The 11,971-nt window shown below is 66.0% G+C and carries 13 protein-coding genes; 8 read left to right on the top strand and 5 right to left on the bottom strand.

From position 1 onward, the window contains the following. Positions 1-60: 60 nt before the first annotated feature. Positions 61-606 carry an EF-hand domain-containing protein gene (locus tag AC2D9V_RS11080; RefSeq protein ID WP_484714127.1) on the bottom strand — a complete coding sequence of 182 codons (546 nt, stop codon included), beginning with the start codon at positions 604-606 and terminating at the stop codon, positions 61-63. Between the two features lie 178 nt (positions 607-784). On the opposite strand from AC2D9V_RS11080, the gene AC2D9V_RS11075 reads away from it, so the two are divergent. The 5 genes from AC2D9V_RS11075 (at position 785) to AC2D9V_RS11055 (ending at position 5,227) form a co-directional block, all read left to right on the top strand. Further along, the gene (locus AC2D9V_RS11075) at positions 785-1,465 is read left to right on the top strand and encodes a glutathione S-transferase family protein (RefSeq protein WP_484714126.1); all 681 of its coding nucleotides are present in this window, start codon (positions 785-787) and stop codon (positions 1,463-1,465) included. After that, entirely contained in the window at positions 1,462-2,139 is a 678-nt protein-coding gene (locus AC2D9V_RS11070; RefSeq protein WP_484714125.1) for a glutathione S-transferase family protein, read from the top strand. Before AC2D9V_RS11075 ends, AC2D9V_RS11070 begins: the two co-directional genes overlap by 4 nt. 4 nt (positions 2,140-2,143) lie before the next feature. After that, on the top strand, positions 2,144-2,809 hold the full coding sequence (locus AC2D9V_RS11065; protein ID WP_484714124.1) for a glutathione S-transferase family protein: 666 nt from the start codon (positions 2,144-2,146) through the stop codon (positions 2,807-2,809). Then, positions 2,809-4,188 (top strand): L-serine ammonia-lyase, encoded by a 1,380-nt coding sequence (locus AC2D9V_RS11060; protein ID WP_484714123.1) that lies wholly within the window; start codon positions 2,809-2,811, stop codon positions 4,186-4,188. Before AC2D9V_RS11065 ends, AC2D9V_RS11060 begins: the two co-directional genes overlap by 1 nt. Before the next feature lie 121 nt (positions 4,189-4,309). Further along, positions 4,310-5,227, top strand: coding sequence for a DMT family transporter (locus AC2D9V_RS11055; protein WP_484714122.1), 918 nt, complete (start codon positions 4,310-4,312; stop codon positions 5,225-5,227). Here AC2D9V_RS11055 and AC2D9V_RS11050 read toward each other — a convergent pair. Continuing rightward, a complete protein-coding gene (locus AC2D9V_RS11050) occupies positions 5,202-5,870 on the bottom strand; it encodes a thiamine diphosphokinase (RefSeq protein WP_484714121.1) in 669 nt (222 codons plus the stop codon). The genes AC2D9V_RS11055 and AC2D9V_RS11050 overlap by 26 nt on opposite strands. A 137-nt stretch (positions 5,871-6,007) precedes the next feature. On the opposite strand from AC2D9V_RS11050, the gene AC2D9V_RS11045 reads away from it, so the two are divergent. Beyond that, positions 6,008-8,236 carry a hypothetical protein gene (locus AC2D9V_RS11045; RefSeq protein ID WP_484714120.1) on the top strand — a complete coding sequence of 743 codons (2,229 nt, stop codon included), beginning with the start codon at positions 6,008-6,010 and terminating at the stop codon, positions 8,234-8,236. A gap of 24 nt (positions 8,237-8,260) precedes the next feature. Here the strand turns inward: AC2D9V_RS11045 and AC2D9V_RS11040 are convergent, their stop codons facing one another. Further along, positions 8,261-8,503, bottom strand: a complete 243-nt coding sequence (locus tag AC2D9V_RS11040) for a DUF2842 domain-containing protein (protein ID WP_484714119.1) — start codon at positions 8,501-8,503, stop codon at positions 8,261-8,263. Positions 8,504-8,609: 106 nt separating this feature from the next. Then, positions 8,610-9,902: an adenylosuccinate synthase gene (locus tag AC2D9V_RS11035; protein ID WP_484714118.1), complete on the bottom strand. Its 1,293-nt coding sequence runs from the start codon at positions 9,900-9,902 to the stop codon at positions 8,610-8,612. A 143-nt stretch (positions 9,903-10,045) separates the two neighbouring features. Here AC2D9V_RS11035 and AC2D9V_RS11030 point away from each other — a divergent pair, with 143 nt between their 5' ends. Beyond that, positions 10,046-10,432 (top strand): VOC family protein, encoded by a 387-nt coding sequence (locus AC2D9V_RS11030; RefSeq protein WP_484714117.1) that lies wholly within the window; start codon positions 10,046-10,048, stop codon positions 10,430-10,432. Positions 10,433-10,441: 9 nt separating this feature from the next. Here the strand turns inward: AC2D9V_RS11030 and AC2D9V_RS11025 are convergent, their stop codons facing one another. Beyond that, on the bottom strand, positions 10,442-11,077 hold the full coding sequence (locus AC2D9V_RS11025; RefSeq protein ID WP_484714116.1) for an FkbM family methyltransferase: 636 nt from the start codon (positions 11,075-11,077) through the stop codon (positions 10,442-10,444). A gap of 374 nt (positions 11,078-11,451) precedes the next feature. Between AC2D9V_RS11025 and secG the strand changes: the two genes are divergently transcribed. Beyond that, entirely contained in the window at positions 11,452-11,853 is a 402-nt protein-coding gene (gene secG / locus AC2D9V_RS11020; RefSeq protein WP_484714115.1) for a preprotein translocase subunit SecG, read from the top strand. The last annotated feature ends 118 nt before the right edge of the window (positions 11,854-11,971 follow it).

Raw genomic sequence — 11,971 nt, 5'->3', positions numbered from 1 at the left:
AGTGTACACGGTCTTGCGGTGCCGACTGACCCCGGCGCTGCAAGACCGCGTCAATCAGGTTCAGTTCCCGCCGGTCGCCCGCGCCATCGCCGCGCCCAATTCGTCGGCAGTGAGCGCGCCGTCGCCGTTGGCATCCAGCTCAAGGGCCGCGTAGAGGCGCGCCTCCTCCTCTTCCCCAAGGGCACGCAGCCCCGCCGCCTTGCCGTCAGCGGCGATCTCCTCTGCGCTGACGCTGCCGTCACCATCGCCATCCGCTGCCGCAAACTGCCGTTCCATCCGGCCACGCGTACCCGCGCTGGCTGCCTGCTGCACGACCTGCAACTCCTTGCGCTGGACGGCACCATCGGCATCTAGGTCCATCGCCAGCAACCGCCGCATCGCCCCGGCCCGCGCCGACGCCCTCTCCAGCGCCACATGCGCGGCGATCCCGTCACGGGTCAGGCCGTCCGGCCCGCCGAACCCCGCCACCAGGTCAAGCATCCCGGCCTCGAACCGGTCCGGGTTGCCCTGCATCGCGCGTTCAAGCGGCGTCTCCACCGCCTGCGCCATGGCGCCTTCCACCCAAAGCAACACCAGTACAGCCACTCCCGCAATCAACCTGACCATCCGAGTCCCTCCGAAACCTGTCGGAGCAAGTCTGCGCGACTCATGGTTGACAGTCGGTTAAGCCTGGTTCGATGACTTCTCCGGAAATCGCAGCCGCGGCCTGAGGGGTCGCTTTTCGCATCGCGTTCGGCCAAGACTTGGCGCAGGCTTCCCCTCGGAACCGGCTACCAGGACAACGATGTACACCCTGCACTATGCCCCAGACAACGCATCGCTGATCATCCGGCTGGTGCTGGACGGGGCCGGCATCCCCTATCGCACCGCGCTCGTCGACCGCGCGATCCGGGCGCAGGACGGCCCGGCCTACCGGGCGCTGAACCCGACCGGCCTGGTCCCCACGCTTGAAACCGCCGCAGGGCCGATCTCTGAAACCGCGGCAATCCTCCTCTACCTTGCGGACACGCACCGACTTGGCCCCGCGCCTTCTGACCCCGAGCGTTTGCCGTTTCTGAAATGGCTGTTCTTCATGTCGAACACCGCGCATGCCGATCTGCGGATGATCTTCTATCCGCACCAGTATGCCCCGGCTGACCGCTTCGCCGCGCATCACGAGATCACGGCCGCCCGGATGCTGCGGCACTTCACGCTGCTCGATCAGGCTGCGAGCCGTCATCCGCGCCTCTTCGCCCCCGCAACGCCGCTTGGCGTCTACGCCATCGTCCTGACCCGCTGGTCCGCCCTTTACCCGCCGGGCGGCCCGGAATGGTTCGACCTTGCCGCCTTCCCAACCCTCGCCACGCTCGCACAGGCGCAGGAAGCCCGCGTCGAAACCCCCGTCGTTGCCCGCGCCGAAGGGCTGGGGTCCCACCCGTTCACCCGGCCCGAACAGCCGAACCCACCGGAAGGCAGCGTTCTGTGACCTACCGTCTATACCACATCCCGGACTGGGGCTCGTCTGTCATCCGACTGATGCTGGAAGAGATCGGCACGCCCTACGAGATCGTGCCACTTGACTGGGACGCGGGCGATTTCGACAGTCCGGCCTTCCGTGCTGTGAACCCCCTGGGTCTCATCCCGGCGCTGGAGACGCCCGACGGGCCGATCTTCGAGACGGCGGCAATCATCCTGTGGCTCAACGCCCGCCACGGCGGCCTTTGCCCGGCCCCGACCGACCCGACACGGGCGGCGTTCCTGTCCTGGTTCATGTTCACCTCGAACACCCTGCACCAGACAGTCCTGACGCTGATCCACCCGGACAGGATCGCGGGTGAAGGGGTGAAGGACACGGTCCAAGCCCATGCCCTGCTCCGCCTGCAGGACCAAGTTGGCCAGATCGAGGCCATGCTTGCGGCGCATGATCCTGATTGGCTTTCGCCGCGCCGGGCGGGTGCGCTGGGCTACTATCTCGGCATCATCCTGCGCTGGGCAATGTATCTGCCCGAAGCGCCGTACCTGCGCTTTTCGCTCGCGCCCTATCCACGGCTCAAGGCCGTCCTGGCCGCGCATGAGGGCTTTCCCGCAGCACTTCGCGTGGCGAAGGCCGACCTTCTCGGCTCCACCCCCTTTACCGCGCCCGAAGGCGCCCCAGGTTGATGCCATGCCACTGACGCTGCACCACGCCCCCGACTTCGCCTCCACCATCATCCGCCTTGCGCTGGAGGAACTGGAACTGCCCCATACCATTGCTCTGGCGGATATCGAGGGCGGGGCGCTCGCCAGCCCTGACTACCGCCGGATCAACCCGGTGGGACTGATCCCTGCGCTTGAAACCGACCACGGCCCGATGTTCGAAACCGGGGCGATCCTTTTGTGGCTGGTCGACCAGACCGGCCGCCTTGGCCCCGGGCCAAACGATCCCGACCGCCCGGGCTTCCTGTCCTGGCTCTTCTTCACCTCGAACGCGCTGCACCAGGCGGCGCTTGCGATGTTCTATCCGCACCGACCGGCGGGCGAGGCGAATACCGACGCCGCCCGCGCCGCAGCGCATGACCAGATCACCCTGCGCCTTGGGCTGATCGAGGCGATGATTGCAGCCCGAGCGCCGCGCTGGCTCTCGCCCGACCACCCCGGCGTGCTCGGTTTCTACATCGGCATCCTCGTGCGCTGGCTGATCATGCTGCCGCCCGAGCCCTACGGCATCGACATCGACACCTTCCCCCACCTCAAGGCCGTCCTCGCCGCGCATGAGGCGCGCCCCGCCGCCCTGCGCGTGGCCAAAGCTGACGGTCTTGGCCCGACCCCCTTCACCAACCCGAGGGCCTGATGTTTCTTTCCGTCTTCGACATGTTCAAGGTCGGCATCGGCCCCTCATCCAGCCACACGATGGGGCCGATGGTCGCCGCCGCGCGCTTTCTTGATGCGATGCGCGCCTCGCCCTTCCACTTCCACGGGCTTCGCGCCTCTCTGCACGGGTCATTGGCCTTTACCGGAGTCGGCCACTCGACCGACCGGGCGACGATCCTTGGCCTCGCCGGGTTCTCGCCCGACACCTACGACGCCGAAAAGGCCGAGGCCGCCTTTGCCCGCATCCGCGACACCAAAGTCATCGAGGCCCCGGGCCTGCCGCCCCTTGCCTTCGACCCGCTGAAGGACCTGCATTTCGACTTCGGCCCCGCCCTTCCCGGCCATGCGAACGGGATGATCCTGAAAGCCACCGACGCCCAGGGCGACGTGATCCTGCAGGAGACCTACTATTCCATCGGTGGGGGCTTCGTGCTGACTGCAGGCGAACTGGCCGATGCGGGGGGCGCCAAGGCCAATGCCCGGGCCGACGTGCCCTACCCCTTCGAAACGGCCGCCGAGATGCTGGAAATGGCAAAGGTCTCGGGCCTCTCCATCGCGCAGATGAAGCGGCAGAACGAGCTGAAGTTCCGCGCGGCCGCCGATCTCGACGCCGGGATGAACCGCATCTGGCAGGTGATGAACGACTGCATAAGCCGCGGCATGAAGGGGGAAGGCATCCTGCCCGGGGGCCTCAAGGTCCGCCGCCGCGCCAAGGGTATTCACGACGCGCTCATGGCCGAGCGCGGACTGAACCTCACGCCGCCGCATACGATCAACGACTGGATGTCGCTTTACGCGATGGCGGTGAACGAAGAGAACGCCGCCGGCGGCCAGGTCGTGACCGCGCCGACCAACGGGGCGGCCGGGGTGGTCCCGGCGGTGATCCGCTATTGGCTTGACCATGTTCCCGGCGCAAGCCCGGCGAGAGTGGGTGATTTCCTCCTGACCGCCGCCGCGATCGGCGGGCTTTGCAAGCACAACGCAAGCATTTCCGGCGCGGAATGCGGCTGCCAGGCCGAGGTCGGCAGCGCCGCCGCCATGGCCGCCGCGGGTCTGGCCGCCGTTCTGGGCGGGACACCCGAGCAGGTGGAGAACGCCGCCGAGATCGCGCTGGAACACCACCTCGGCATGACCTGCGATCCCGTAAAGGGCCTTGTCCAGGTGCCCTGCATCGAACGGAACGGCCTTGGTGCGATCAAGGCCGTCTCGGCGGCCTCGCTTTCGCTGCGCGGCGATGGCCAGCACCTCGTCAGCCTCGATGTCTGCATCGAGACGATGCGCCAGACGGGCCGCGACATGCACGAGAAGTACAAGGAGACGTCGCTTGGCGGCCTTGCGGTGAACGTGCCGAACTGTTGACTGGCGACAGGTCGGCCGCGGGTAGTGGTCCCGTCACGAAGCGCGTCGCCGGCAAGCCTTCCCAACCCGCTGATGTCGCTTTCGGGCTGGCAGCTTCCCGCGCCCCAAGCTAGGCAGGCCCATGACCCGCGACACCACCCTTCAGGGCGTCCTTCTGATGCTCGCCTTCTGCGTGCTCGCACCGCTTCTCGATGTTTCGGCAAAACTCGCGGCCGAAAACGGCGTGCCGGTGGGCCAGGTCACCTTCGCCCGTTTCGCCGTGCAGACCGCACTGATGCTGCCGGTCATGTGGCTAATGGGCCTTAGCCTCGGCCTTTCGCCCCGCGCGCTGGCCTATACCGGCCTGCGCGCGCTTTTCCTGCTTGTCTCGACCTATGCCTTCGTCTCCGGGATCGAGGTGATGCCCATTGCGGACGCGCTGGCCATCGTCTTCGTCGAGCCCTTCATCCTGCTGATCCTCGGACACTTCATCTTCGGGGACCAGGTCGGTCCGCGCCGCATCGCCGCCTGCGCGGTGGGCTTCGGCGGAGCACTTCTGGTGATCCAGCCTTCGCTCGCCGCCTTCGGCCTCGTCGCGCTTTGGCCGCTCGCGACCGCCTTCCTCTTCGCCTTCTACATGCTGGTCACGCGGGCGATGTCGGCCTGGATGCACCCGGTCTCGATGCAGTTTCACACCTCCTGGACCGGGCTTCTGATGTGCCTGCCGGTCATGGTCCTGGCAAACGGGTCAGGCATCCCATCGCTTGATCCGATCTGGCCCGAAGGCTGGAACTGGCTCTGGCTCTTCGGCGTGGGCTTCTGGGCGGCCGTCAGCCACATGTGCATGACCTATGCGCTGAAATACGCTCCCTCCGCCACGCTGGCACCACTCCACTATTCAGAGATCGTCACCGCGGTGATCCTCGGTTACCTCATCTTCGGTGACTTCCCGAACGCGATGACCTGGACCGGCATCGCAATCATCGTGTCCTCGGGACTCTACATCATCCACCGCGAGCGTCTGCAGGCCCGGATCAAGCGCCAGGCACAAGCGATCTGATCGCCGCGTCCAGCCTGCGGCGCGGCAGGATGACCAGCATCCCGGGTGCGTCGAAGCTGAGCACCACCCGGCGCGACACGACCCGATTCGACGTGCCGATCTGCCCCGCAGGCGAAAACGACAGGCCCGCAATCGGCCATTCAAGCCCCTCGCTTCGCCCGGTGACCGGCGCCATCGGGAAAAGCGACAACGGTTCGCCGGGAGCCAGTGAAAGTTCCAGTTGACGGGGTGCGGCAAAGGCGACGTCCTTCGGGCCGATCAGGATGCAGCGACGGTCCGTGTGGCTCACCAGCGTGTGCATCGCAGCAAGGCCATGGTCCAGACGCGCGCCGGCGAAGCCAAGGGCCAGCACGAAATGGCCTTCGATTGCGCGTAATGCCTTGTCGAAGTCGGTGGTTGACTGCTCCGGCACAACGTATTGTTTTTCTAAGGGAATCCGTGCCCGAGCGGTACCCGAGATTGAATCGAAATCCCCGATCACCGCCGCCGGTTCCGTCCCCAGCTGCAGCATCCGGTCCGCCCCGCCATCCGCCGCGACTGGTACCGGGGCCCGCTTCAGGCAGAGCTCAAGGTCCCTCCGCCCGAAAGGTCCGCCTCCCGCCAGGGTAATTCCGCGCATCGTCTGGACAATCGGCGGATTCATGCAAAACTGTCTCCAATTAAGGCAGGATTCCAGGACCCCGGCCACAATCAATCCATCAAATTACCTATGTCTGTCCATGGATTAGAGCTTCGTGGGTGTAAAATGCTGCCATCGGCATAGTGAAAGGCGGTCGAGTCATGACCAATGAAAGCAGAATCCTGACAGTGTCTTACGGCACCTTCAGCTGCACGCTGGAAGGCTTCGACGACCCCTTCAACACGATGAAGGCGATTGCCGAGTATTTCCGCGACCTTGCCGCCGAAGACCGTTACTTCGGGGCCGAGCCGCTTCAGCCTGATGCCGCGATGCTGCACCGCGTTGCGGACCGCGAGGTGTCCCGACTCGTCGGAGCAAAGGCGCGCGAGGCGGGGCTTGTCATCCGCAAGAGCGATCTTGATTCCGCCGGCGAACAGGTCGCCGACCGCGGTCCGGAAGAGGTATCTGCTGCGCCAGTTCCTGCACCGGTATCTGAACCGCCGATTGTCGAGCCTGCCCTGCAGACTGTCATGCCGACGGGCGTTGCCGCCAAGCTGGCCCGTATCCGCCAGGCCGTCAGTCGGCCGCTGGACGATACCGCTGTCGCGCCCGCACTACCGGAAGATGTGCTCAACGCCTTCCGCGAAGAGGCTGAAGCGCCGGAAGATGCGGTCGCCGCCTACACTGCGACGCCCCGGACCGAAACTGAAGGCAAGCCGGCAGAGGATGCCGCCAGTCGGATCGGCGCGCTCATCGAGGACCCCGAGACCGAAGCCGCCCCCAATGAAACCGAAGGCAATATCTTCTCTGATCTTGCCATGCCAGAACCCGTTGCCGAGGCCACCCCGGCCGAGACTTGGGAAGCCGAGGACGAGGCGCCGTTCATCGAGGTCGAGGACCTTGAGCTCCAGCATCCTCAGTTTGCAACGCCCGAGCCCGTTCTTCGGCCCGCCGACGTACTTGCGCCTGACGCATCCGTTGCCGAAGACGCTTCTGAAGACCTTGCCGAAGACCTCGCCTTGATGTCGCCAGTCAAGGAAATGCACATCGAAGACCCTGGTCGTGTTCCGGGCACGGGCTTCGCCGCTTTCGTGGATGAGGGTGCTGAAGCGGTCGAGTCTCTTGCCGCCGCCGCCGAGGCCGAAGCCGAAGCTGCGCCGACGACCGAGACGGAACCCCTTGCAGCGACCGCAATTGAAAGCACGTCCGAACCCGAGGCACCGCAGCTCGATCGGGTCCATGCCGACCTTTCCGATGCCCCTGTTGACATGCTTGTGTCGGAAGATCTGACGCTTGCCGAGCCGACGATTGAGGACAATTGGGAAGAAGAGCCGACAGACCTGGAAGCGCCCGCGGCCGACGAGTGGGCAAGCTCCAGAACGCAAAGGGTCAGTTCGCGGATCGTTCGCATCCACGCCGAGGATGGTGCTGAAACACCTGCCCCGTCCCGCGCCGCTACCCGTATGGTGTCCCCTGATGAGGCGGAAGACCTTGCTCGCCTGCTGCGTCAGGCTGACGATGTCATGGCGGACGAAGAAAACCGTCGCCGCCTCGACGCGCTTGCCCATCTGAAAGCTGCCGTTGCCGCAGCTGACGCCGACCGCGCTGCGGGCGAAACGATCAGCCCCGCTGCCGGTCATGACGAAGACGCCTATCGCGAGGATCTGTCACAGGTGGTGCTGCCGGACGCCGAGATGGACCCGTCCGACGTCAAGCCGCGCCGCAAGACCGTGTCGGTTCGCCCGCAGGAACCGCGGCCCGGCACGATCCGTCCCGGGCTGGTCAGCCCGCCTCCGCTGGTTCTGGTTTCGGAACAGCGCGTCGACCGGATCATGCCTGCCTCCGAAGCTCCCCCAGCCGCAGCCCCGGCGGCCCGGGCTCCCGCGGCGGTACCGACCGGACCAAGCCAACCGGGTATCGAAGGCCAGCCGATGATTGCCGTCCGCACCGGGCGACTGACTGGTGCGATCGGTGTCGGGGCTTCGGCGGCAAGCCCGCTCGTGCAGACCGAGCGTCTCGTGCTGAACCGGGCCAGCCCTGCGCCAGCCGTCGAGACGGACGAGGAGGACGGCCTGGACGAGCACCTCTCTGACAGTGTCGAGGCCGGCCTTGCCAGCTTTGCCGAACGTGTTGGCGTGAAGTCACTGGCCGAAATGCTCGAAGCCGCCGCCGCCTACGCCACCTGCGTTGAACGGCGCGAACTCTTCACCCGGCCCCAGCTCATGCGGCGCCTGATGGCCAGCGCCGGAGGAAAATCGATCAGCCGCGAGGATGGCCTGCGCAGCTTCGGCACGCTCCTCCGGACCGGGCGCATCGAAAAGGTCGGACGTGGCCATTACGTCCTTGCAGAACAGTCGCCCTACCTGGCCGAGGCCCGCCGCTTCCGTTAAGCGGTCGGCCTTCCGAATGGGCACTCAGGCCGGGGGGTCATTCTCCCTGGCCTTTGCGTCCGGATCGGGCTGACCGATGCCGCGGAAAATCGAACGGAAAGGCAGGATCCAGAGGATCCCCAGACCGACATAGACCAGGAATTCGATCACAAGCGTCGGCCGTTCGAACAGGTCGATCAGGTTCACTGCCACGACGACGTAGACCGGCATCCCGATCAGCAGGATGACCAGCGCCCAGACCCGCCGTGCCCTGTAGCTGAGTGCCATTCTATCCTCTTTCCCCTGCCGCTCTTCGCGTCCCTCTGGTCGCTCAGCCCCTTGCCCGGCCCCCCTTCCGCGAATAGAGCAGGCGAAGCCGGGCGATGAGCCCCCTTCAGTCTGCGAAGGGATCGGTCACAAGGATCGTGTCGTCCCGCTCGGGCGAGGTGGACAGTAGTGCGACAGGGCACTGGATCAACTCCTCGATCCGGCGGACATACTTGATCGCCGCCCCCGGCAGGTCGGCCCAGCTCCGCGCCCCGGCGGTCGTTTCGGACCAGCCTTCCATCTCTTCGTAGATCGGCCGGCAGCGCGCCTGTTCGTCGGCGGCAATTGGCAGGTAGTCCAGCCGTTGCCCGTCCAGATCATAGCCAACGCAGATCTTCAGCTTCGCGAACCCGTCCAGCACGTCGAGCTTGGTCAGCGCGATCCCGGACACGCCGGAGGTCGCACAAGTCTGGCGCACCAGCACCGCGTCGAACCAGCCGCAGCGGCGCTTCCTGCCTGTCACGGTGCCGAACTCATGCCCGCGTTCGCCCAGACGCTCGCCATCGGCATCGTGCAACTCGGCCGGAAACGGCCCCTCGCCGACGCGCGTCGTATAGGCTTTCACGATCCCCAGCACGAAGTCGATCGCCGTCGGCCCTACGCCCGTCCCGGTCGCCGCCTGCCCCGCGATGGTGTTCGAGGACGTCACATAGGGATAGGTCCCGTAGTCGATGTCCAGAAGCGACCCCTGCGCACCTTCGAACAGGATCCGCTTGCCCGCCCGGCGCGCCTCATTCAGCACCTTCCAGACCGGGCCCGCATAGGGCTTCAGCTTCGGCGCGATCTCGACGAGTTGTGCCTTAAGCGCCACCGGATCGACGGGCTCAAGCCCCAGCCCGGCCCGCAGCGCGTTGTGGTGCGTCAGAAGCCGCCCGATCCGCAGGTCCAGCGTGGCCGCGTCAAAGAGGTCCGCCACCCGGATCGCCCGACGCCCGACCTTGTCCTCATAGGCCGGGCCGATCCCGCGCCCCGTAGTGCCGATCTTCGCCACTGTCGTCTGCGCCTCGCGGCCCCGGTCAAGCTCGCCATGGATCGGCAGGATCAGGCTCGCGTTCTCGGCCAGCATCAGGTTCGAAGGCGAGACATCCACGCCCTGCCCGCGCAGCTTCTCGATCTCGGACACCAGGTGCCAGGGGTCCACGACCACACCGTTCCCGATCACCGACAGCTTGCCACCACGCACGATGCCCGACGGCAGGAGAGACAGCTTGTAGACCGACTCGCCGATCACCAGCGTATGCCCGGCGTTGTGCCCGCCCTGGAAGCGTGCGATCACATCCGCACGTTCCGACAGCCAGTCGACGATCTTGCCCTTGCCCTCATCGCCCCACTGGGCACCCACGACGACGACATTGGCCATTTCATTCTCCCGGCATGCACAAACCGCCTGTCCTATAGCGGCAGAGCAGCAGGGTTGGAACGGAAAAAAGCGCACTCAGCCACGGCATCTGGCACCACCGCCTGCACGTCGTTACCCTGCACCGACCCAAGGACGACACAGCGATGCAGGAAACCTTCCTTTACCTCACCCTCGGCACCAATGACCTTGCCCGGGCCGCCCGCTTCTATGACGCGGCCCTGGCCCCGCTCGGCTTCATCCGCCGCGCGACCGAACCGACCGAGGTCGGCTACGGCCTGCCCCAGGACCGGCGCACCCGCCTCTGGATCACCCTGCCCTTCGACGGCAAGGCCGCAACGGTCGGGAACGGCTCGATGCCGGCCTTCGTCGCGCCGGACCAGGAGGCTGTCCGCGCCTTTCACCGGGCCGCCCTCGCCGCAGGTGGCACCGACGAGGGAGCTCCCGGCCTGCGCCCCTACGGACCCGGGTTCTTCGCGGCCTATGTCCGCGATCCCGACGGCAACAAGCTTTCCGCGGTGCATGAAGGCTGACGCGCCTGCCTACAGTCCCTGGAGGTAACTCTCGATCGCGGCGCTGACCTCGGGAAGACCAAGGACATCCTGCCGCAGATAGACAAGGTTGTACTGATGCGCTGCCTCGAAATCGCGGGCAACCGGCACCATGCCCTGGCTGTCGAAGAAGTGCATCGCGTCCGCGGCCAGCATCTGCCCCTGCCAGAAGGCCACGTCCTCCACTTCGACGATCAGGCTGAGGCAGGACCGGAGCGCAGACCCAAATCCCGCCGTCACGATTCCCAGCGCCCCCTCCACGTCGATCCATGCCGAGAAGCTGCGCCCTTCCAGCCCCCTCGTCGCAAGGAACGTGTCCAGCCTTGCCGACGGCACAGTGACGCTTTCATAGCTGACGTCCGGGGAGGTCCGCCGAAGCAAAGAATTGTTGCCCACGATCTTCTTGACCGGTCGACCCGACCGGCTTTCCTTGACCTCGAAGGTCACAGAGCCGTCCCGGTCGCTGATCGCAAGGTGATGATACCTTACTTCCGGCGCGTGCCTTCTGATCTGCCGGGCGAAGGCCTTGTAGTTGTAGGGGTTGGCCTCAAAGGCATGGGCCTCGCGTCCAAGCTTGGCCATGCGCTGCGAAAACGGCGCGGCATGGGCTCCGATCTCCAGCGTCATTGCAGGGCGCAAAACGTCCTGCAAACCTTCAAAGAAGGCCTGCAACCGGTCGCGCGAGCGTATCCTCTCGTCCCGGCTTCTCAGGTTGATCAAGCGGCCTTGCTGCAAGAGCTGCCGGCTTTGCAAGAGAACACGTGCATAACTGTCGTTCACAGTAACGCTTGCCATCCGATCAAGCACCGCCCCCAGCCCCGATGACTTTACCGGACCTGCGAACAAGGGCAATCGAAACCGACCCCAAGCCCCGGCCTGCCCGCCGCCCAGAGCCAGCCCTGGCCTGCCATGCCTCGGGGCCGGGCAGTCTGCCGGTTTCACGACACTTGCACCCGAGGCCCCTTGCGCCTAGATAGGCGCGTCACCTTCCCGGGAAGCCAATGGAAAACGTCGTTCTCACCATCCACCTGATCCTTGCCCTGGCCCTTATCGGGATCGTTCTGCTGCAACGCTCCGAAGGCGGGGCACTGGGGATGGGCGGAGGCGGCACCGGGTCGATGGCAGCGCGTTCGCAGGCCACCGGTCTGACCAAGCTGACCTGGCTTCTGGCCGTCTGCTTCATCATCACGTCGCTGACCCTGACGATCCTCGCCACCCGTGGCGCCGGCGGTGGCTCGGTTGTGGATGGTGTGACGGCCGAGACGCCAGCAGCCCCGGCCGAAGCACCGGCAACGCCCGGCCTGACCGGCGATCTTCTGCCCCCCTCGGCGACGGATGCGCCTGTGACCGCGCCGCGCGCGGATGAGCCCGCCGCACCGGCAGCTCCGGCCACCAACCCCTGATCCCACAAGCTCTGGGCTTTCTTTCGGCGCGCCCCGCATGATCTAGCATGCCGGGCGTTGCCACCGTGGACGAAGGCCGCTATAGGTCAACTCCCGTGGTGCTGCGATTCCACCTGTC

It is taken from the genome of Tabrizicola sp. T46, assembly GCF_057219895.1.
Note: the sequence above shows the minus strand (reverse complement) of the source record. Positions and strands in the feature narration are given on the sequence as shown.